This window comes from Pseudomonadota bacterium (assembly GCA_027624955.1).
GTDB lineage: Bacteria > Pseudomonadota > Alphaproteobacteria > UBA828 > UBA828 > PTKB01.
Genome location: JAQBTG010000005.1, coordinates 1 through 21428 on the forward strand (window position 1 = coordinate 1; position 21428 = coordinate 21428).

The 21428-nt window shown below is 59.7% G+C and carries 22 protein-coding genes and 1 other RNA gene; 14 read left to right on the plus strand and 9 right to left on the minus strand.

Features of this window, described 5'->3' with window-relative positions; translation table 11 throughout:
- Positions 1–134 precede the first annotated feature (134 nt).
- Complete coding sequence (locus tag O3A94_03055; protein ID MDA1355228.1) at positions 135–266, plus strand: hypothetical protein; 132 nt, start codon at positions 135–137, stop codon at positions 264–266.
- Between the two features lie 12 nt (positions 267–278).
- On the opposite strand, the gene O3A94_03060 is transcribed toward O3A94_03055, so the two are convergent.
- Positions 279–749, minus strand: a complete 471-nt coding sequence (locus O3A94_03060) for a cytochrome c family protein (protein ID MDA1355229.1) — start codon at positions 747–749, stop codon at positions 279–281.
- A gap of 160 nt (positions 750–909) precedes the next feature.
- On the opposite strand from O3A94_03060, the gene O3A94_03065 reads away from it, so the two are divergent.
- Both O3A94_03065 and O3A94_03070 read left to right on the plus strand, forming a co-directional pair.
- Complete coding sequence (locus O3A94_03065; GenBank protein MDA1355230.1) at positions 910–1716, plus strand: 3-deoxy-manno-octulosonate cytidylyltransferase; 807 nt, start codon at positions 910–912, stop codon at positions 1714–1716.
- A 23-nt stretch (positions 1717–1739) separates the two neighbouring features.
- Positions 1740–2615, plus strand: a complete 876-nt coding sequence (locus O3A94_03070) for a prephenate dehydratase (protein ID MDA1355231.1) — start codon at positions 1740–1742, stop codon at positions 2613–2615.
- A 16-nt stretch (positions 2616–2631) separates the two neighbouring features.
- Here O3A94_03070 and nudC read toward each other — a convergent pair whose 3' ends face one another.
- Positions 2632–3576, minus strand: coding sequence for an NAD(+) diphosphatase (nudC, locus tag O3A94_03075; GenBank protein MDA1355232.1), 945 nt, complete (start codon positions 3574–3576; stop codon positions 2632–2634).
- Positions 3577–3667: 91 nt separating this feature from the next.
- On the opposite strand from nudC, the gene ffs reads away from it, so the two are divergent.
- The 4 genes from ffs to recR all read left to right on the plus strand — a co-directional run bounded on the left by ffs (position 3668) and on the right by recR (position 6621).
- An RNA gene (gene ffs, locus O3A94_03080) (signal recognition particle sRNA small type) lies at positions 3668–3764 on the plus strand.
- 66 nt (positions 3765–3830) lie between these two features.
- A complete protein-coding gene (locus O3A94_03085) occupies positions 3831–5648 on the plus strand; it encodes a DNA polymerase III subunit gamma/tau (GenBank protein ID MDA1355233.1) in 1818 nt (605 codons plus the stop codon).
- Positions 5649–5670: 22 nt separating this feature from the next.
- Positions 5671–5994 (plus strand): YbaB/EbfC family nucleoid-associated protein, encoded by a 324-nt coding sequence (locus O3A94_03090; GenBank protein ID MDA1355234.1) that lies wholly within the window; start codon positions 5671–5673, stop codon positions 5992–5994.
- Positions 5995–6021: 27 nt separating this feature from the next.
- Positions 6022–6621 (plus strand): recombination mediator RecR, encoded by a 600-nt coding sequence (recR, locus tag O3A94_03095; protein MDA1355235.1) that lies wholly within the window; start codon positions 6022–6024, stop codon positions 6619–6621.
- Between the two features lie 3 nt (positions 6622–6624).
- Here recR and rmuC read toward each other — a convergent pair whose 3' ends face one another.
- Entirely contained in the window at positions 6625–7746 is a 1122-nt protein-coding gene (gene rmuC / locus O3A94_03100) for a DNA recombination protein RmuC (GenBank protein ID MDA1355236.1), read from the minus strand.
- A gap of 102 nt (positions 7747–7848) precedes the next feature.
- Here rmuC and def point away from each other — a divergent pair, with 102 nt between their 5' ends.
- Genes def through truA form a run of 3 tightly spaced genes read left to right on the plus strand, consistent with a single transcriptional unit; the run spans position 7849 to position 10054 of the window.
- Entirely contained in the window at positions 7849–8370 is a 522-nt protein-coding gene (def, locus tag O3A94_03105) for a peptide deformylase (GenBank protein MDA1355237.1), read from the plus strand.
- 14 nt (positions 8371–8384) lie between these two features.
- Positions 8385–9335 (plus strand): methionyl-tRNA formyltransferase, encoded by a 951-nt coding sequence (fmt, locus tag O3A94_03110; GenBank protein MDA1355238.1) that lies wholly within the window; start codon positions 8385–8387, stop codon positions 9333–9335.
- Positions 9317–10054: a tRNA pseudouridine(38-40) synthase TruA gene (gene truA, locus O3A94_03115; protein ID MDA1355239.1), complete on the plus strand. Its 738-nt coding sequence runs from the start codon at positions 9317–9319 to the stop codon at positions 10052–10054. Before fmt ends, truA begins: the two co-directional genes overlap by 19 nt.
- Positions 10055–10072: 18 nt before the next feature.
- Here the strand turns inward: truA and O3A94_03120 are convergent, their stop codons facing one another.
- The gene (locus tag O3A94_03120; GenBank protein MDA1355240.1) at positions 10073–10930 is read right to left on the minus strand and encodes an SRPBCC family protein; all 858 of its coding nucleotides are present in this window, start codon (positions 10928–10930) and stop codon (positions 10073–10075) included.
- A gap of 45 nt (positions 10931–10975) precedes the next feature.
- Between O3A94_03120 and O3A94_03125 the strand changes: the two genes are divergently transcribed.
- Positions 10976–11728: a hypothetical protein gene (locus tag O3A94_03125; protein MDA1355241.1), complete on the plus strand. Its 753-nt coding sequence runs from the start codon at positions 10976–10978 to the stop codon at positions 11726–11728.
- Positions 11729–11756: 28 nt separating this feature from the next.
- Here the strand turns inward: O3A94_03125 and O3A94_03130 are convergent, their stop codons facing one another.
- Positions 11757–12698, minus strand: coding sequence for a methylenetetrahydrofolate reductase (locus O3A94_03130; GenBank protein ID MDA1355242.1), 942 nt, complete (start codon positions 12696–12698; stop codon positions 11757–11759).
- Positions 12699–13043: 345 nt separating this feature from the next.
- Positions 13044–13451: a nuclear transport factor 2 family protein gene (locus O3A94_03135; GenBank protein MDA1355243.1), complete on the minus strand. Its 408-nt coding sequence runs from the start codon at positions 13449–13451 to the stop codon at positions 13044–13046.
- 31 nt (positions 13452–13482) lie between these two features.
- Between O3A94_03135 and O3A94_03140 the strand changes: the two genes are divergently transcribed.
- Both O3A94_03140 and O3A94_03145 read left to right on the plus strand, forming a co-directional pair.
- The gene (locus O3A94_03140) at positions 13483–15786 is read left to right on the plus strand and encodes an MMPL family transporter (protein ID MDA1355244.1); all 2304 of its coding nucleotides are present in this window, start codon (positions 13483–13485) and stop codon (positions 15784–15786) included.
- A gap of 48 nt (positions 15787–15834) precedes the next feature.
- On the plus strand, positions 15835–17058 hold the full coding sequence (locus tag O3A94_03145) for a CoA transferase (protein ID MDA1355245.1): 1224 nt from the start codon (positions 15835–15837) through the stop codon (positions 17056–17058).
- A gap of 7 nt (positions 17059–17065) precedes the next feature.
- On the opposite strand, the gene O3A94_03150 is transcribed toward O3A94_03145, so the two are convergent.
- The 3 genes from O3A94_03150 to O3A94_03160 are packed head-to-tail and all read right to left on the minus strand — an operon-like array spanning position 17066 to position 19966.
- A complete protein-coding gene (locus tag O3A94_03150) occupies positions 17066–17353 on the minus strand; it encodes a DUF1330 domain-containing protein (protein MDA1355246.1) in 288 nt (95 codons plus the stop codon).
- 55 nt (positions 17354–17408) lie between these two features.
- Entirely contained in the window at positions 17409–17696 is a 288-nt protein-coding gene (locus O3A94_03155) for a DUF1330 domain-containing protein (protein ID MDA1355247.1), read from the minus strand.
- 14 nt (positions 17697–17710) lie between these two features.
- On the minus strand, positions 17711–19966 hold the full coding sequence (locus tag O3A94_03160) for a N,N-dimethylformamidase (GenBank protein MDA1355248.1): 2256 nt from the start codon (positions 19964–19966) through the stop codon (positions 17711–17713).
- A gap of 161 nt (positions 19967–20127) precedes the next feature.
- Between O3A94_03160 and O3A94_03165 the strand changes: the two genes are divergently transcribed.
- Positions 20128–21426: an O-acetylhomoserine aminocarboxypropyltransferase gene (locus O3A94_03165; protein ID MDA1355249.1), complete on the plus strand. Its 1299-nt coding sequence runs from the start codon at positions 20128–20130 to the stop codon at positions 21424–21426.
- Positions 21427–21428 lie beyond the last annotated feature (2 nt).

Genomic DNA, 21428 nt, shown 5'->3' on the forward strand with positions numbered 1-21428 from the left:
CGTGCGTGGCGGCTTGAAAAACAGCTGGCACGGTTCCTTGCGTGTCCTGCCTGTTAACGTGACAATGCCGCGGGGAGACATCACTCCTACCGCTGGCGGCAGGAGAGGCGCTCGATTCCGCTCTGGAAAATGTCGTGTCGCCGGATTTCGATCCTATGGGCGTCGTGCGCCTCATTAAACGCCAGGCCGAGGCGGAGCGTCTGTTTCGTCTGACGGTGGCGCCTGGCGGCACCGAGCAAGCTCTCGATCTCCTGCTCAACCTGTGAAGCGGTGGTCTTCTACTCGCTCAAGCTTTGCAGATACAGCATCACGTTGGCGCGGTCGCCGTCTTTCTTGACGCCGGCGAACGACATTTTGGTTCCCGGCACGGTCCCCTTCGGGTTGGCGAGGAATTCGTTCAGCGCCGCGATGCTCCAACTGCCGCCATGCGACGCCATGGCGTCGGAATAATTAAAGCCCTCGACCACCGCCACACCGCGCCCAACGATATTCCACAGATTGGGGCCAACCTTGTTCTTGCCGCCCTGATCAACGGTGTGACAGGCGCTGCATTTCTTGAATGTTTTTTGCCCCTTGGCCATGTCTGCGACAGCCAGCAATTGGTCGATCGAAACCGACGCCACAATTTCCTCTGCAGCGTGTGTCCCTGCCACGCCATCCGCTTCTTCAGCGAGGGGCAGGGCGTGCGCGGCGCTGCCATGGGCGCCGTCGACATGATAAATATTGGCGGGAATGATCCATGAAATCATTGCGACCAGTCCCGCGAAAAGGATGGCTCCGGCGATCTTATTCAGTTCGAATGGCGACATGGGATGAACAAAGCCTCGGTGATTTTCCTAGTGGAGAATTTAACGACTTCCCCATCGCCTGTCCAACTCCTATAAGGCGGCATCAAAGGAGCCAAGTGGCATGGAAACGTCCTTGATTGCGGATGAAGGGGGGAGGCGCGGTCGCCCCGCCAATCCGATCGTCCTGATTCCGGCGCGCCTGCAATCCGTGCGCCTGCCAAATAAGCCGCTCGCTGATATCGCGGGTGTGCCGATGATCATCCACGTGATGCGGCGCGCCCAGGAGGCGAATTTGGGGCGTGTGGTGGTCGCCTGCGCCGAACGCGAAATTGCCGATGCGGTGATGGCGGCTGGCGGCGAGGCGGTGTTGACGCGTGCCGATCACGCTTCTGGTTCCGACCGTATATTCGAGGCGTTGACGCATCTGGACGGTGATCGGAAGCATGACGCGGTAATCAATCTGCAGGGCGATCTGCCAACGCTGGCGCCGGATTTGCTGCGTGCCGCCCTCGATTTGTTGGCTGATGCGGCGGTCGATATCGGCACCCTTGCGGCCGAGATTAACGACCCCGCTGAACGCGACGACCCGAACGTGGTTAAAGCTGTCATCTCTACAAGTAAGGCGCCAGACGGCGTGGCGGCCGGCAGCGGCCGTGCGCTTTATTTTACGCGCTCTCGCGCGCCCTCGGGAGATGGCGTTTTGTGGCACCATATAGGGCTCTACGCATTCCGCCGTGCCGCGCTTGAACAATTCATCGCTTTGCCGCCGAGCCCGCTGGAGCAGCGTGAGCGTCTTGAGCAGTTGCGCGCCTTAGAAGCAGGCATGCGCATCGATGTGGCCTTCGTTGACACCGTTCCGCTCGGTGTCGATACTCCGCGCGACTTGGCGCGGGCGCGTGAATTGCTTGGCGCGCGCGCCGGTAGTTGAGCGCAGGCGGATAGAACCGGCAGATGAGTGACAATCAATCCAAGGCGGCGCAAACGATCGCCTTTCAGGGCGCGCCGGGCGCGTATTCGGACATGGCCTGTCGCGCGGTGTTCCCCGAAATGCACACCTTGCCGTGCAACACTTTCACGGATGCCTTTGCCGCCGTGGCTGACGGCCACGCGCGCCTCGCCATGATTCCGATTGAAAATTCTGTTGCTGGCCGGGTGGCCGATATTCATCAATTGCTGCCCGAATCTAGACTCCACATTGTGGCCGAACATTATCAGCCCGTGCAGCACAATTTACTTGCCTGCAAGGGCGCAACGGCCGCGGGGTTAAAGATCGTGCGCTCGCATGTTCATGCGCTCTCGCAATGCCGCAACGTGATCCGGCGCCTCGGGTTGAACGCGGTTGTCCAGGCCGATACGGCGGGCGCCGCGGCGGAAATCGCTAGGCTCAAAGACCCCGCCATCGCAGCCATCGCCTCTGGCTTGGCGGCAGAGATTTATGGTCTGGAGGTAATCGAGGCCGGGGTCGAGGATGAAGCGCACAACACCACGCGCTTTGTGGTCCTCGCCGGTGCAGCGATCGATCCCGATCCGGCAGATGGCCCGGTGGTGACTTCTTTCGTCTTCCATGTTCGCAACGTGCCCGCCGCGCTGTACAAGGCACTTGGCGGATTCGCCACCAACGGGGTCAACATGACCAAATTGGAGAGCTACATGGTCGGCGGGACGTTTACCGCTACCCAATTTTTTGCCGAGGTCGAGGCCCATCCTTCCGAGCCGCGGCTGCAGCTGGCGCTGGAGGAGCTCTCCTTCTTCACCAGCGAGATTAAGATTATGGGGGTCTATCTGGCGCACCCTTTCCGTGTCGAGTCGGCGGCACGCACCGCCTGATCAACACCGATAACGTTCAAATCGGGAACCGGCCCTCGATCCAATCGCCGATCAAGCGGCGTGCGATGGAATATTTGCCGGGCATGCGGAATTCGTCCGAATCCACGACGTTCCGCAACCAGTCGCGCCCATACCAATGGGCGTATTCCAACTCTTTGCCGTCGACAATGATTTCACGGCTTGCGGCTTTGGCCATGAAGCCCACCATGATCGATGCGGGAAAAGGCCAAGGTTGTGACGAATGGTAGCGCACGTCGGCAACATGGACGCCGGATTCTTCGAATATTTCGCGCGCTACGGTTTCTTCCAGACTTTCGCCGGGCTCGAGGAATCCGGCCAGGGTCGAATGCATCCCGGTGGGCCAGTGAGATTGACGGCATAGCAGGCAGTCATCGCCATCATGCACCAGCACGATCACCGCAGAATCGGTGCGCGGAAAATGCGATGCCCCGCAGGCCAGATTGGTGCAGACGCGTTCATGTCCGGCTCGCCGCGCCTCGCTTTTATGTCCACAAGCGGCGCAAAACCCGTTTTTCTGGTGCCAATACATCAGTCCGCGCGCATAAGCCAAAATTGCCGCCTCGTGCGCCGGCACCAATTGCACCGAATCGCGCAAATCCATGAGGACGCCGCCGGAGTAGCGCGCGATTAGTCTTTCCTCCGGCAAATGAGAAAGATCGACGGCGAAATGAGCGATCCCGTCTTCTTCTGGGGCGACGCCGAGGAAAGCTAGCGATGCGTTGGCGTCGAGTAATCCATCGAGCGCCTCGCGGTTGTTCAGCGCGGCGCGTGGCTCCGCGCCCTCAAATACAATGGTTTTTTGGTTCCACACCGCGATGAAGCGGCTCACCGGATCGTTCAGCTGGGCCTCTATCCAGCCGACATCAGTTCTCAGGTGATCCGCCCGGTCGAGCGGCACCCCTGAGAATACATTGCCCGGCAAGATCGATAGCTTTTGCATGCCGCCAACCTCGCATGACTGTCCGTACGGGTCAAAGAGCTCGGTTAAGAGCTTGCGTCGGGGGCGGGCAATGCTGGTATAGTATCGCCAGGGAGACCGGCGGCGGACGGCCGCCTCGCTAACTCGGTCAGGTCCGGAAGGAAGCAGCCGTAACGAGTGCTGGACGGGTTGCCTGTCCGGCCTCCCGCCTTTACCGCGTGATCGGTGCCTTTCAGCCGATTCGCACCTGACCTAACAACAACCGTGGATTCCGGATGGGCGACGGCGGCCCTTACCGCGTTCTGGCCCGTAAGTACCGGCCAACCAATTTTTCCGACCTAATTGGGCAGGACGCATTGGTGCGCACGGTGACCAACGCGATTCGCACCGGCCGGCTAGCGCATGCCTTTCTTCTCACGGGTGTGCGCGGCGTCGGTAAGACGTCGACTGCACGGATACTCGCCCGTGCTCTCAATTGTACCGGCGCGGGCGGCGAAGGTCCCACGGCTGAACCATGCGGCGTTTGCGAGCATTGCCAAGCTATCGCCGAAGACCGCCATGTCGATGTGATGGAAATGGATGCGGCTTCGCGCACCGGTGTCGACGATATCCGCGAGCTGATCGATGGCGTGCGCTACCGTCCGACCAGCGCTCGCTACAAGGTCTACATCGTCGACGAAGTGCATATGCTCTCCAAGCAGGCGTTCAACGCCTTATTGAAGACGCTCGAGGAGCCGCCGCCACACGCCAAATTTATTTTTGCCACCACCGAAGTGCGCCGCCTGCCGGTTACCGTCCTGTCGCGCTGCCAGCGTTTCGATTTAAGGCGCGTCGATGCCACCACTCTGGCAGCTCATTTTCAGGCCGTCGCCGAGAAGGAAAATGCTGAGATCTCTGAGGGCGCGATCCGCCTGATCGCGCGCGCCGCCGACGGTTCCGTCCGCGATGGTCTTTCGCTGCTTGATCAGGCAATTGCCCATGGTGGCGGTGCGGTCAGCGAAGCCGAGGTGCGCGATATGCTCGGCCTTGCCGACCGTGAGCGGGTGTTCGAGCTTTTCGCCGCGGTGATGAAGGGCGAAACCGCTAGCGCCCTCGATCTTCTGGGTGAGCAATACCGCGCCGGCGCGGACCCCATTGCCGTTTTGGAAGACATGCTGGAACTGACCCACTGGCTAACTCGGGTGAAATTGGTGCCGGCAATCGCCAACGACCCGAGCATACCCGAAATCGAACGGCGCCAGGGGCAGGAGATGACCGCCCAGCTGGCCATGCCCGAACTGACCCGCGCCTGGCAGATGCTGCTGAAGGGCCTGTCCGAGGCGCGCAGTGCGCCGCAAAGCTTGATGGCGGTTGAAATGGCGTTGGTGCGTCTCGCGTATGCCGCCGATCTGCCGAGCCCGGCGGACGCCTTGCGGGCGCTTGACGGCGCATCGCCCACGGCCGCACCTGTGAAGGCCGCCGCGCAGCCGCCATCAGCGCCGCCATCAGCGCCGCCATCAGTGTCGCCATCAGCGCCGCCATCAGCGCTGGCACCAGACTTGGTGTCTGAGGCAACGCCGCCCGTCCTGTCGCGTGGCGCACCCGAATCTACCGCCGAATCGGGTGGCGGTCAGACGGCTCTAGCTGAGGAACGGGCGCCGGAGCAGGCTGAGCCCGCCGAGCAACAACCGGTCGTCCGGGCTGGCGAAACCATCGCCGGCGAGGCACCTGGCGGCGGAGTCACATGTTTCCAGGATGTTGTCGCCCTTGCCGGGCAGCACCGTGAAATGGATTTGCGTCATTGGCTGGTTTCCGACGTTCATCTGGTGCGATTTTTGCCGGGCCGTATCGAATTGCGCCAAAACGAGGTGGTTCTCAAGCCATTGGCCGGCGAACTCGGCGAAAAATTACAGGTTTGGACCGGCCGGCGCTGGATGGTGGTGTTGTCTGAAGAACCCGGTGAGCCGACACTGGAGGAACAGGCGGAAGCAAGAGTTGCGGCTAAATTGCGGGCAGCTGAGGACGATCCACTAGTCCGTCAGGTATTGAAAATATTTCCGGACGCGCAAATCGCCGGCTTGCGCGAGAGCGACGAATCGGACGATAACGAGTGACCTCAGAACGGAGAGAAAGCATATGAAGAATCTGGGCCAAATGATGAAACAGGCGCAGCAAATGCAAGCCAAAATGGCGGAAATGCAGGAAGGTCTGGATGCGTTGGAAGTCAGCGGTGCCGCCGGCGGCGGATTGGTCAGCGTTACTCTCAACGGTAAGGGCGACATGCGCGCCATCAAAATTGACCCCTCACTTGCGATTGCCGACGAAGTAGAAGTGCTGGAGGACTTGGTGACAGCGGCGTTCAACGACGCAAAAGCCAAGGTCGAGGCTCACATGCAAGAAGAGATGGCAAAAGTGACCGGCGGGCTGAACTTGCCGCCGGGCATGAATTTACCCTTTTAGACGCTGCCATAAAGCCGGATTCAGGCCATGGCAGGCGACGATATCGAACGGCTTATTAATTATCTGAGCAAGCTGCCCGGCCTCGGGCCGCGCTCGGCGCGCCGTGCCGCGCTCTACCTTTTGAAGCGCCGCGAGGCCTTGTTGGTGCCTCTTTTGATGGCGCTTAAAAGTGCCGCGGAATCCATTAAGCCGTGCATGATGTGCGGCAATCTCGACAGCCAAGACCCTTGCGCCATCTGTGCCAACCCTGAACGCGATGGCAGCATCATTTGCGTGGTGGAGGAAGTCGCTGATCTTTGGGCGCTGGAGCGCACGCTGAGCTACAAGGGGCGGTACCATATTCTCGGCGGGCTACTTTCGGCATTGGACGGCGTTGGCCCGGAGGATTTAAACATCGCCGCCCTTCTCGCCCGTGCAGACCCGCCCGAAGTGACGGAAATCATTCTGGCCATGAGTGCCACCGTCGATGGGCAAACCACAGCGCACTATGTGACCGATCGATTGCGCGGCCTGGGTGTCCGCATTACCCGCCTTGCGCACGGTGTTCCGGTGGGAGGCGAACTTGACTATCTCGACGACGGCACGCTGAGCGCGGCCCTCAAGGCGCGTCGTCCGCTTGATAGCTAAATATTAATCCTTGCCGGCTGATTGAAGCGGCGCGGCGATGGGACTTTCGCTGCCTTCGCTTTCCACGGCGTCTTCGAGCTGCACCGATTCGATGCGCTCGGCGCGTTTGCCCACTTTGTCGGTGGAAATGCGAATCTGCCGCATATCGTCACCTGCCTGATCGAAATGGCGCTGCAATTTTCCGACTCGGTCATCGAGGCGGACGACATCGCCTAACAGTGCCTGGACTTCCTTCTGAATAAGCCCCGCCTGCTCCTTCATGCGTACATCCTTGAGGATCGCCCGTACGGTATTGAGCGTCGCCCATAATGTCGTGGGAGAGACGATGAACACCCGTGCCCGATAGCTCGCATCGATAACGGCCGGGAAATTGCCATGAAGTTCGGCATAGACCGCCTCGGAGGGCAGGAACATCAGCGCCGCATCCGCGGTTTCGCCGGGCACAATATAGCGCTCAGAAATATCCTTGATGTGGCCTTGCATGGCGTCACGGAAGGCGCGCTCGGCGGTTTTCCTGGCAACGTCGTCCGTCGCTGCTTGCAGCGCGTGATAGCTTTCCAAGGGAAATTTAGCGTCAATTGCGATAGCGCCCGGCGGATTGGGCAATTCTAGGAGACAATCCGCCCGTTTTCCGTTTCCGAGCTGAGCCTGAAAACGGTAAGCGGAGGGTGGCAGCACCTGACGCACCAAATCGTTCAGTTGAATTTCGCCAAAAGCGCCGCGCGCCTGCTTGTTGGAAAGAATATTCTGCAGATTGACGACCTGGCCGGAAAGGTCAGCAATGTTGGCTTGCGCCCTGTCGATCACGGCCAGGCGGACTTCTACTTTGCCTATGCTCTCCAAGGTCTTATTGGTCGTCGTCTGCAATCCTTCCGCGAGGGTTTTGTTGAGCGACGCCTCACGCTCATATATGCGTTCGGCGAGGGCGCGCTGTTCCGCCTTCAGGCGCTCCTCCATGTCGCGTTGGCCGGCCGCGAAGTTCTCTGTCAGGCGGGTTAATTCGCCGCGTAGAGCCTCCGTCTCTCCAGCCCGGCCGCGCAACCGCAGGATCGAAAACGTCGCGAATGCCGCGATCAGGGCGACCGCAATCAACAGGGCAAGAATAACGATATCCATGTGCGTCACTATGAGCCCGCCATCCGCCGCCTGTCAAAGCGGCATGGCCCCGCTTGACGATAGCCGTAACGAGTAATACCTAAACCGTGAATTTCTCTGGATGATCTGCTCATGGCCGTACGCCCGATCCTAGTTGCGCCCGACAAACGATTGAAACTCCGCTCCAATCCGGTGGAAAAGGTGGACGCGGAAATTTGCGCTCTGTTGGACGACATGTTGGAGACCATGTATCACGGCGACGGCCTCGGCCTTGCGGCAATTCAGGTCGGCGTTCCCAAGCGCGTGATTGTGGTCGATGTGCACGCGCCCGACGATCCGCCGGCACCGCTCAAGCTGATCAATCCTGAGATTCTGTGGTTCTCGCCCGAGCGTATCGTCTATGAAGAGGGCTGCCTCTCGTTTCCAGAATATTTCGCCGACGTCCAGCGCGCCGACGCGGTACGCGTGCGCTATCTCGACGAGAACGGCGACACACAAGAGATTGAGGCGGCGGAAACGCTTGCGGTTTGCTTGCAGCATGAAGTGGATCACCTCGACGGAAAATTGTTCGTCGACCATTTATCGCTGGTAAAGCGGGGGATCATCCTGCGTAAAATGGCCAAGGCAGCGCGCGCCCAAGGCAAGGACGCGTGAGGTAGACTCGGCGCATGGCTGCCAACACCCTTATCTTCATGGGCACGCCGGATTATGCGGTGCCATCGCTTGACGCCTTATTGGCGGCGGGTTTCCCCGTTGCCGCGGTTTACTGCCAGCCGCCGCGCCCGGCCGGTCGCGGCAAGCAGCCTCGGCCTACGGCGGTTCAGCGTCGCGCCGAAGCGGCAGGGCTGGATCTGCACATGCCGGTGAGTTTGAAAGAAGAGGCCGAGCAGCGCGTGTTCACGGCTATTGGGGCGGAACTCTGCGTGGTTGTGGCCTATGGCCTGATCCTGCCGCCGGCATTGCTGAGCGCACCGCGCCTGGGGTGCATCAATGCCCATGCATCCCTGCTGCCGCGCTGGCGCGGCGCAGCGCCAATTCAGCGCGCCATCATGGCCGGTGACAACGAGACCGGCGTGAGCATCATGCAAATGGACGAAGGGCTGGATACCGGCCCGGTATTGCGCCAGGCCAAATTGGCGATCGATGCGGATTGCGACGCGGGTCAATTGCATGATCGGCTCGCTGCACTGTCGGCCGATCTGATCACCGAGGTTGCGGGCGAACTGTGCCGGGGCAAGGCGCCGATGCCTTTGCAACAGGCCGACGGCGCCAGCTATGCCGCCAAAATTGACAAGGCAGAGGCGCGGCTCGATTGGACACGTCCGGCGCCCGAATTGGCGAATCTGGTACGCGCCTTGTCGCCAGTTCCGGGCGCCTGGTTTCTGCACGGAACCGCGCGCATCAAGCTGCTTGCCGCTCAGGCGCTGACGCCCGAAATCGTTGAGGCGCCCGGCACCGTGCTTGATGACGACGGCCTCTTTGTCGCTTGCGGTGCCGGCACGGCGCTCCGCCTCCTGCGTCTGCAACGCGCTGGCAAGAGCGATCTCGCGGCAGCTGAATTCCTGCGTGGCCACGCGATCCCTGCGGGAGAGACATTGCCGTGCCTCGCTACAAGCTGACGATCGAATATGACGGCTCGGAATTCGTCGGTTGGCAATGGCAGACCAACGGCCATTCCGTACAGCAGGCGTTGGAAGATGCGGTCGCGGCGTTTGGCGGCGAAACCGTCCGCGTGCATGGCGCCGGACGGACGGATGCGGGTGTACATGCGGTGGCGCAAGTTTGTCATCTTGATCTCGTTAGCGTGCCCGCGCCCGGCACCTTGCGCGATGGGCTGAACGCCCATTTGCGGCCGCATCGGGTTTCCGTTTTAGCTGCTCAAACTGTCGCTGAGGATTTCGATGCCCGGCGGTCGGCCAAGGCGCGCATCTATCGCTACCAAATCGTCAACCGCCGGTCGCCGCTGGCGCTTGACGTCAAACGCGCATGGCAAATTTCGCGCGAGCTCGACTCCGACGCCATGGCGCGCGCCGCGGCACGCCTTCTGGGGCATCACGATTTTTCGTCGTTTCGCGCCAGCGCCTGTCAGGCGCTTTCGCCGGTCAAGACATTGGATGCGCTTGAGGTCACACGCCAGGGCGATGACATATGCCTCACCGCGCGTTCGCAATCTTTCCTGCACCATCAAATGCGCGCCATGGTAGGCAGTCTGGTATGGGTCGGCGAGGGGCGCTGGCCAGAAGCGCATATCGATGACGTCTTGGCGGCACGCGACCGCCGCAGCGCCGGCCCCAATGCGCCGCCCTGGGGTCTCTATCTACAGGCAGTTCTCTATTAGAGAGCCGCGCGAGAAGAGTTACTTTTTCTTGGCGCGCGCCTTTGCCTTGGATTTGGCCGCTGGTTTGGCCGCCGATTTGGCGGCGGGTTTGGCCTTGGTTTTTGCCTTGGCTTTTGCCGGGGCCTTTTTCTTTGCCGCCGCTTTCTTTTCTGGTTTTGTCAGGCCGAGCCGTTTTTTCACGCCGCCGATGGCGAGGTCGTAGATGCCCAGCGCGAAGTCGCGGCAACCGTCTGCCGTCTGGCCTTTTTTCGGTTCGAAGCGGCTTGACCATTCGATGGTGGAACTACGCGCTGTAGACGCTTTTACCTTGATGATCGCGGTATAATTGATAAACGGAACGATGTTGTTGGGCTTGTCGATGATGGTGTAAATTTGTGTGAGGGTTTGGCTGTCATATTTGATCAGCCTCTCTGTAATAATTCCCTTTGCGCCCTTTACTTTGAGCTTGCGAATGGTGCCAGTTTTGTCCATCTCGCAACTTGTGATCGCCCCTTGCGCGATCGCCTTAATATTTGCGAAGCTACCGATATGTTCCCAAACTTGGTCGGCGGGGGCGCCAACCTTGACGGAAACCGCAGCGCGTGAGTTAGCCATGAAACCATCTCCCCGTTGTTTATGTGTCTTTGTTTTCGCGCCGCCATGGTGCCGGATGCCGCGCGTCAATTCAAAAGGATAATTGCAAAGAGTTAATTCACTGTTTTCCTTCCGGCAGGATTGTCTTATTCTAAGATCATGAAATTTGTGACAATAAAAATTTTTGCTGTTTCGATGCTCTGTGTATTCCTCGTTGCGGGCGGCAGTGCCCGGGCGGAGGAGCGCTATTCGGAATGGGGTGGCGGCGATGAAAAATATGACGCGCTGGTCGATCGCCTGCATGAACTGATCGACGCGGCAGAAAAGTCGCGCGCGGCGGATCCCATCTTGCTGCGCGATTTACGCAATGCCATTGCCGAGCACACAGCGGCTGCGCCGAAGGCCGAACCGGCGCCGACATTGCCATCGCAAAAGCTCGTGCACGATGATTTTGGCGACGGCAATTTCACCCGCAATCCGGCCTGGACAGTGGTTGAGGGGCGCTTCACCGTCGATTCGGGACTGGGTCTGAGAAGCGTCGTTGCCAAAGTGGCTCCGGCGGCACAGCAAACCACGCAGCAGTCACGCACGGAACTTGTCACCGATGTTTTAGGCTCATTGTTAGGCAGCAAGAAAAAAAAGGCGGCGGAGCCGGCGCCTAGCCAGCCGGTCCAGCCCGAGCGCGCTGAAATATTCCTTCAAACGCCGATCTCGAACGCCTTCCAGGTGGTTCTCGAAATTGTCTCGCGTGAAAAGCACGGTCGGTTCTCAATGGACCTGTTCCAGGGGCGCTCGCGTAGCGCCGGTTACCGCCTAGCTTATGTGCCCGGCGGGCAGCCGTCTTTGGAATTGCAGCGTTTCGGCTCTAGTGGCTTACGTTCCATTGGCGCCTATAATCAGGCACTCAATTTGGAAGATAACTTCCGCCACCGCGTTGAGTTTAGCCGAGATTCAGATGGCGTCATGAAAATCTCGGTTGATGGTGGGGTGCTGTTCAGCGTCACCGACGTCAGCTTCCGTGACCCGTTCGCCGGCTTGACGATCGCCAATGAAGGTGGCGATTATTCGCTACGCGAGATAATTGTCCTCGGTAATCGTTAGATCGTTTTCAAACTCTCTGCCGGAATATTCAAGCCATCCGATTTTCAAGCACTCCGCATTCTCGGATGACGGCGGCGGCAGATTGCTCGCCATGCGGCGCCATAAGATGTGCGCCGGAGACTCCTTCCATGCCGACAAGCTCCTGAATTAGCTCGACGCAAATTTTGCGGCCTTCCGCCTTGGAGTCTTTCGCCTGCTCTAATCGTGTCACGATGGGCTCCGGGATATGCACGCCGAACAGGTTTTTATTCATCCACCGTGCCGAGCGCGCGGAGGCGATGGGGCCGATGCCGATGATGAAATAGGTGCGCTCGAGAATGCCTAAATCGCCCAAGCGCAACATGTAATCGCGCAAGATTTCCATATCGAAGCAATATTGTGTTTGAAAAAAATCAGCGCCGGCATTGATTTTTGCCAGGAGGCCGCCGGGGGAAAAATCGGCATCAAGTTTGCGCGGCGCGTCGGCGGCGCCGATTAGAAGACGGGGCGGGGTCTCGATCGCCCGCCCGCCGGGAAAAATGGCCCGGGTGCGCATATCGTTGACGATTTCCATAAATTGAGCGGAATTCAGGTCGAATACGGCTTTGGCTTCTGGCTGATCGCCAGCTTCGGGAGAATCACCGGTCAAGCAGAGAATATTCGGGATTCCGAGCGCTCCCGCACCGAGGATATCGGCTTCCAACGCCAGGCGGTTGCGGTCACGCATGGTGAATTGCAGCACTGGTTCGATGCCGGCACGCGCCATGATCGCCGCCGAAGCCAGCGGCGAGAGGTGGGTCTGCGCGCCCGGGCCGTCCAGCACATTGACCGCATCCGCCAGTCCTTTCAGGCATCCGGTGCGGGCCAACACAGCCTCGGGGTCAGCGGAATCGGGCGGCGCCGTTTCGGCGGTCAGGGCGAACTGCCCGGCTTTGAGAATAGTTTCCAGGTTGCCACCACTTAACGGTGCCGCCGCTTTATGGTCTTTCATGCTTTCCCCTTGTCCAGCCCCGACTGCCACGGCGTCCGGAGATTCATTGCCGCGAAATATAACCGAAGCCGGGAAGGAAACAAGAATGGCCAAAAAATTGCCGGCCAAGGCGGGGAAATCGCCTTTTCGTTTTTTTGACAGCCGGGAAAAATAGCTGATAAAAACGCTGAGAAGGGGCGGATATTTCGAGGAAACAAAATAAAATCTGCGCGTTCACGACGGCCTCTGGTTCGCCAATAAATGTTTTTCGGTGGCGCGCGGCAGGAGTTGGGACTTAAAGACCTGTGCAACATTGGATCGAGTGCCCAAGTGATGGAAGTGCGCCGTCCGCCGATCAAAACGCCATCAATGCACGGTGCCGCCGTCAGGGCGCATGGAGCTTGCCACGGCAATTTGCGGGCCGGGGCCAGCATGATGATGGACCAGATGCCAGGCGTTATTTTCAAGCACAAAAAAATTAGAGGCCAGCAGATGGCCCTGCGGCAAATATTCATGGCACATCACCAAAGCGCTTTGATGATGCAGAATGGCACTCGCATCCCCGCAGCTTATTTCGGGCGCGCCGGGGTCCGAGAGGATCGCGGCCCAACTCTCAATGACGGGTGCGCGCCCCACGAGCGGCGCCCAACCCGGATGGATGCAGCATATGGTCGCCTCATGCGCCCAAATCTGTTCCATGGCCGCGAGGTCGCGTGTGGCGAAGGCGGTGTAAAAGGCCTGGTTGGCCTGCAAAACAGCCTGTTCATCGCGCATCACATTTCTTCTCCGTTGCTGGGCCAGACATATGACGTTTTTTGAGCTTACACCACGCGCGCGGCTCTGGCTTCTGCTCGTCTGCCTGGCCGCGATTCTAGCCAGCGCAGCCGGGGCGCCCTCACTCTCCTTCACCAATGACAGCCGTGTGTTTTTCAGCCACGACAATCCCGAACGCGCTGCTCTAGAGCGCCTGGAACAAAGCTTTGATGTGGCGCAAACAGCTCTGCTGGCAATTGCGCCGAAGGGCGGCATTACAGCAGGCAGCGAGAATGCGGCGCTGAGCAGGCCGGCGCTGGAGGCGCTCGCGGATGCGGTTCGGCTGGCCCGCGGGCTGCCCGATATCGCCGCCATCGACAGTCCGTTGTCGACGGCCCTACCGCGTTGGACGGCAGGTCGGCTGGAGGTATCGCCGCTGCTCGGCAGTGATGGAGCGTTGGATGATACGGCGGCGCGGCGCATTCGCGACGAGCCCCTGTTCCGCGATTGGCTGGTCTCGCGAGATGGTAACGTCACCGCTCTCAGCCTGAATTTGGCGTTGCCGCCGGGTGACAGCACGGCAGTGGACCGCAGTGTCGCCGGCATCAGGGCTCTCATCCGCCGCCTTGAAGCCGCGCACCCGGCGTTCGCATTCTATCTGACCGGTCCGGTCGTGGGCGGCGCCACATTCGGCGAGGCGACCAGGGGCGACCTTAAAACCATCATGCCTGGAATGGCGGCATTGGTGTTGCTACTGCTTGTTTTGATGCTGCGCTCCTGGGGCGGTGTCATCGGCACACTCGCGGTAATCGTTGCCGCCACGTTGACGGCCATGGGAATCGCGGGCTGGGCGGGGTTTGTCCTCAACCCTGGCTCTGCCGCTGCACCGTCGATCATCCTCACACTTGCTATCGCCGATAGCATCCATCTGATATCTGGCGTTCGCCACGCAATGGCGCGCGGGCTGGAGAAACCGGCGGCCATCGCCGAGAGTCTGCGTCTCAATCTCTGGCCGATATTTCTGACCAGTGCGACGACAGCGGCGGGTTTCCTCACGATGAACGCCAGTGTGTCGCCGCCATTCCGCGATCTCGGAAATGTCACCGCGATCGGCGTTGCCGCCGCCTTCATTTATTCAGTAACCCTGTTGCCGGCGCTGCTCTCTTTGCTGCCGCTCGGCCGTAAGGGGCACACCGGAATCGAACAAAAGATCATGGCCACCATCGGCGCGGCCATCGTGCGCCACCGTTGGCCGCTGTTCGCTACGATTACGTTGGTGGCGCTCGGCCTTGGAGCCGGTATATCGCAAATCAATCTGGATGATCGTTTCGGCGAATATCTCGACAGCCGGTACGAGTTTCGCCGCGATACGGATTTTGTTGAGCGCCATTTAACCGGCATCGATTTGATTGAACATGCGCTGCCTGCGGGCGGGCCGGGGCGTGTGATTGACGGCGATTATCTCGCTGTTGTGGACGGGCTTGGCCAGTGGTACCGCGCGCAGCCGGGCGTGGTTTATGTTGCCAGTCTGGCTGAGATGGCCAAACGCCTTAATCAGGCGATCCACGCCGATGACGTGGCGTTTTTCCGTCTGCCGGAGACCGGCGCCGGCGCCCTGCTCACGCAATATGCGGTTGTCGCGCCTGATGGTGGCGCCAAGGTGCTTGTGGATGGCGCTTTCGAGATCTCGCGATTGAGCGTGATCGTGCGCGGCATGTCGTCCCGCCAGATTCGCGATCTAGGCGCCGGGGCAGACGCGTGGCTGGCCCGCAACGCACCGCAAATAGCGGCACCCGCCACCGGTCTCTCGATGATGTACGCGCATGTTTCGGCGCGCAATATCGAAGGCATGTTGATCAGCACCGGTGCCGCACTGCTGCTTATTTCGGCGCTTCTCGTCTTCGCTCTCAGAAGTCCGCTGCTCGGCGTGCTCAGCCTGCTGCCTAATTTGGCCCCGGCGGTGATTGCGCTCGGGCTGTGGGGCTGGCTGGTGGGCGAGCTAGGTCTCGCCGGATCGGTGGTTACCGCGATGACGCTCGGCATCGTCGTTGATAATTCGATTCATTTTCTCAACAAATTCCTGCGCGGCCGGCGGGAAATGGGGCTGCCGGCGCCGGACGCCGTGCGCCATGCCTTTGAAAGCGTCGGCGGCGCCCTCACCATCACCGCAATCACTCTTGCGGCGGGCTTTGCCATGCTGAGCTTTTCCGGATTCAAGGTGAATGCCAGTCTGGGCGCGCTGACTGCGATCACGCTTGTTGTTGCCCTGATCGCCGATTTTCTTTTTCTGCCGCCATTGCTAATCGCTTTGGCTAAACGGCAAGACCGCCGGGCGCAGCAAAAACCATCAGGCTGATGCCGTTTGTCTTGAGCTGATCGGCCGATTGGCGTAAAGCGGACCGCTATGAATGATATTCTCAAAGGACTTCGAATTGTCGAGGGCTCGGCCTTTGTTGCCGCGCCCTTGGGTGGCATGACCTTGGCGCAAATGGGCGCCGACGTGATCCGCTTCGATTTGATCGGCGGTGGCCTCGATTACAAACGCTGGCCTGTAACCGCCGATGATACCAGCATCTACTGGGCGACCATGAACAAGGGCAAGCGCTCGCTGGCAATCAACTTGCGTGACCCGGAAGGCCAGGAAATCATTGCCGCGCTGATCACCGCGCCGGGGCCCGAAGCCGGTATCTTCCTGACCAATCTACAGGTCCAGCCTTGGCTTGATTACGACGCCCTGAAGGCGCGCCGCGACGATGTCATCATGCTCAAGATCATCGGCAATCCCGATGCCAGTGTGGCCGTGGACTACACCATCAACGCCCGCACGGGCTGGCCCTTTGTTACCGGGCCGGAAGACCATGTGGGGCCGATCAACAACGTGCTGCCGGGCTGGGATTTGACCTGCGGGCTGACCGCCGCCATCGGCCTGCTGGCGGCCGAGCGCCACCGCGCGCGGACCGGCGAGGGGCAGTTGGTAAAACTGAGCTTGGCCGATGTCGCCTACCACATCACCGGATCGCTCGGCTATATCGGCGACGTCCAAATCAACGGCCGCACGCGCCCGCGCATCGGCAACGATATGTACGGCACTTTTGGGCGCGACTTCACCACCAGCGACGGGCGCCAAATCATGCTCGTCATCGTTACCCGCCGTCACATCAGGGCGCTGGGTGACGTCACGGGCCTGGGCCAGCGTTTCAAGGAATTAGAGGTGGCGCGCGGCGTCGATCTCGAACTTGAAGCCGACCGCTGGAAGGTGCGCGCCGAGTTGAACGAAATGGTAGCCGCTTGGTTCGCCGGACAAACCATGGCCGCGGCCAGCGCGGCGCTGACTGCGGCAGGTATCCTGTGGGGGCCGTTTCGAACCTATGAACAGATGCTCGCCGAAGATCCCTTCGTGTCGACCGGCAATCCGATGTTTCAAGATATCGACCAGCCCGGCATCGGGCGTCTCCTGACTCCAGGCTCGCCCCTCGATTTCACCACCCATCCGCGCAGCGACGTGGCGCGCGGACCGCTGCTTGGCGAACATAGCGACGAAATTCTGTCCACAATTCTCGGCATGGGCGACGGCGAAATCGGCCGCCTGCACGATGCCGGAATCATCGCCGGCCCCGAAGTAGCCTGAACGCGCCTTACAAGCCTTCGACGAGGATGAAGTTATCGTCCGTGTTGGCTGTGCGGATCGGCAGAATTTCCTGATAGGCGGGCGAGTTGTACCAGGCCTTGGCTGCATCCATGCTGGGAAACGCGACGACGACAATGCGGTTTGGATTCCAATCGCCCTCCATAACTTCGATGTTGGTGCCGGCAATAATCGGCTTGCCGCCATGCGGCTGCAAGGTGGCGCCGACCTTGTCGATATATTCCTGCATGCCTGCGAGATTTTTGATGTGTGAATCGACGATCACATAGGCTGACATGGCGCTTTCTCCTTTAATTTTTAGATGTGGTTGAAGCGCCACGGTCTCGGCGTTTCTACAACCCTTCGACGAAAATTACGCTGCCGGTCGCGGCGCGTTGGCGGATCGCCCGTGCTTCGGTGTATTCCGGCGAATTATACCAGCGCTTTAACGCTGCCATATCGTCGAACTCGAGCATCACGAGGCGCCCCGGCTGCCAATCGCCCTCTACCACTTCATGTGCGCCGCCGCGAATCACGAAGCGCCCGCCATATTTTGCGATGGTGCCGGGCGTGACCGCCGTGTAGCTCGAATAAAGTTCGGCGTCGGTAAGCGTGATATCGGCGATCAAATAGGCAGGCATTGCATGCTTTTCCTTTAGAACGGTTTCGGATCTGCGAAACGCTTGAGCACGTTGGTGGTCAGTTTGGCGACGTTGTTCTTATAGTCGTTCCACGGCAGGCTGGCGCCATAGGCGATGGAGCCGGTGGAAAATACAGCACCGCCGTTGGGCGTTTCGAAAAACACCATATCGGCACGTACCAGCGGATGGTCGTTGCCCGTCATGCCGGGATGGTTGATCAAGATTTCCTCGTTGACCACCATGTAGAGGTCCGTGTGCTTCTCAGAGGTGGCAACGACGAGCGCGTGTGGTGGCGTGCCGAGGGCGGGGTCGGCGCGGTCCAATTCGTTGCCTGCCGCGCCGCCACCATGATAGCCGAAATCGCCGATCAATTCGTCTTTGCCGATGCCTTTGAACATGAATGCCACGCGCGGATCGAAGCTGTCCGGGTTGCGCCGATAATAAGAGGATATATCGAAGCCTTCGGCGCTAAAGCCAACGCCGGTCAGGCGTTGCGGCTCGGTTTCGCCCTGATGGCGCCAGAGGCCGCCATGTTCACCGGTAAAGCTGTGATAATATTCACCGGTTTCGGCGCCCCATGCTTTGATCGCCGCTTCGCAGCGGCGAACCTCGATCACGCCCGGCACTTCGCCATGTAGCGCCACGCGCCAGTAAAAACCGTTGCCCCCCATATACATCAGCCGCCCGCCCTTCTGCGTGAAGTCGAACACCGAATCACGCATCTGCTTGGAGTAATATTCGGGATGGCCGCCGGTGAGAATCACATTATAGGGTTCGATCGCGTCGATACCCTCATAATGGATATCTTCGTCCGTCACCACGTCATAGTCGAAACCAAAGCGCTCCATCCAATCGATGAAATAGAGGTCAAGATTGAATTCGCGCAAATTGGTATCCGTCTTGCCGAAGCAGGACCATTGCGTCTGATATTTCGGCCGCATGTTCAGAATGGGCCTGAGACGTGAGGAATAACACACGCCCGAGCCGTCAGAATGGGTGTCGTAGAGCGAGGCGCCATACTCCCGATGCTCATTGAGAAACAGATGTGTGTCGTTCATGACCGAGACCTGTCCGGTCAACATTTCGGCGATCGGGCCGTTGAAGGCCATGTGCTCGTTGGCGTAGGCCATATAGTGAATAGTCGGCAGGATGAACGCGATCTTCGCTTCGCCGCCACGCTCAGGCCTGACGGCAAAGGGAATATATTCTTCCGCATCGGCGGCCCGGAGGCGCGCGGCGTAGATGCCGCTTTTCAGGCCTTTGGGCACAGTGAATTCGAAATCCACGTCCCAGCAGGCGTCGTACAGATCGTCATCGTGAAAATGCATTGCGCCATATTCGCTTTCCTCGTGGCGCCAGCACAGCTCCGCGCCCGTCCAATTGGCGCCTGTCATCCCGCGCGCCGGCAAATTGACAATCTCACCATGCATTTGGCGGCTGCTGACATCGCTGATTTTGATCGAAGGGATGTCGCGTGAAAAATCCCAAGCGGCAAGCACAGAGGGCGCCAAGGAGAGCGGCACGTTATTGCCTCTTAGGGCCTCGATTTCGGTCCGCTTCAGCACTCGGCCGGTCAGCTTCGGCCCGTCGATCTTGCCGTTGTAGAAGTTGCCACAAAATGTGCGGCCGCCCGTACTGCGTTCGAACAGGGCAGCCATAGTCAGGGGCGCGCGGTTGCCCGCCATCTTGCTGAGTTTCACTTTCTTGCGCGCTGTGCCGCCATGGGTCACACCGACATAGTCGCGTAGTGGCTCTTGATAGAGGTGCACCTCTTTCTTCTCAGCGTCCCAACTCGCCGCCACCAGATACCAATGGCGCGCCAGCATCGGCTTTCCGAGCGAAACGGTTTCTGATCGTCCCTTGCCGTTGCCTAGCGTCAGGCCGAGAGAACCATCCTCAGCAATCACCAGGGCAAAACCGCTCTTGCCGCGCGGGTTCCATTTACCGAGAATGCCCTGCATTCCTTTGTCCGGCGTGGTCGGCCAGATCATTGCTTGGACAGTAAAGCTCGCCAGATTTTCGAGCGTCGGATTGTTTTCGACAACGGCGTAAGAGCCCATATGAATGCTTTGTGGGCGTCCTTTGTAACGCTTGTTCGCCGGCGTTTTGATCAGCTTTTCTTTGAAATCTGGCCCGTCCGGCGAGCTGTCGCCGCAGATCAATTTGACGATATCGGCGCGGTAATCGCCAAGTTCGCAATTGACCATGAATTTGATTGTCTCGCCGGGACGCGCGCTGACGCGATCCGAATAGCCGGTGATCTTGAGCATCGACACGTCTCCCAAATTTTTAAACCTTTGGCGGTGATCTTACGCCTTGCTGGCGCGGCCCCAAACAGTTTTCCGCAATTGCCGCAACTTGCCTGGACAAACCGCCGCGCCCGCTTAGGATACCGCCGGAAACCAGCATACGCCGCAAGGGGCTTCCCGCCATGGCAGCAGATCCGAAATACCTTAGGCCCGATACGCTCAGCCTGCATGCCGGGCAACGGCCCGATCCAGTGACCGGCGCGCGCGCCGTACCGATATATCAAACCACCTCATTTGTCTTTGAAGACACCGAGCACGCGGCGTCGCTGTTTAACCTGGAACGTGCTGGGCATATCTATTCGCGTATCTCCAACCCCACGGTGGCGGTCTTGGAGGAGCGCATCTCGGCGCTTGAAGGCGGTGTCGGCGGGGTATGCACGGCGAGCGGTCAGGCTGCGCTGCATTTGGCGGTAGCGACGTTGATGGGCGCCGGCTCGCACATCGTTTCCTCGGCCTCGATCTATGGCGGTAGCCACAATCTCTTTGCCCATACACTGCCGCGCTTTGGCATTGAGACCAGCTTCGTCGATGCGCGCGACCCAAACGCTTTTGCTGCCGCCATCCGGCCGAATACGCGGCTGCTGTTCGGTGAGACATTGGGCAATCCAGGTCTCGAAGTGATGGATATGCCGCGCATCGCTGAGATCGCCCATCAGAACGGCCTGCCGCTGATGATCGATAATACTTTCGCGACACCTTATCTGTTTCGACCCTTCGAGCATGGCGCTGACATCATCATGCATTCTGCGACCAAATTTCTCGGCGGACATGGCGTCGCCATCGGTGGCGTGATCGTCGATAGCGGTACCTTCGATTGGGAGGCGTCAGGAAAATTTCCCACCCTCACCGAGCCTTATGAGGGCTATCACGGTCTCGATTTCGCCGAAGAGTTTGGCCCCGGCGCATTTATTATGCGGGCCCGCGCAGAGGGCTTGCGGGATTTTGGCGCCTGCATGAGCCCGGGTAACGCTTTTTACATTCTGCAAGGCGTGGAAACACTTCCGATGCGCGTGAAACGACATGTCGAGAACGCCCGGCTGATCGTCGCCTTCCTCCAGGGTCACGAAGCTGTAAACTGGGTCAGCTATCCCGAATTGTCTTCCCATCCCGATCACGATTTGGCGGCGCTGCTGTTACCGAATGGCTGCGGATCGATTTTTACATTCGGCATCAAGGGCGGGCGCGAAGCCGGTCGGAAATTTATCGATGCCGTCGAATTATTTTCCCATCTCGCCAATGTCGGCGACGCAAAGAGCCTGGTGATTCACCCGGCCAGCACCACCCACCAACAGATGGACGCCCAGGCGCTCGAGCAAGCCGGCGTCGGCGAGGACATGGTGCGACTCTCGATCGGCCTCGAGGATCCGGAAGATTTGACCGATGATCTCGTGCGCGCTCTCAAAGCGTCACAGAGGGCCTAAAG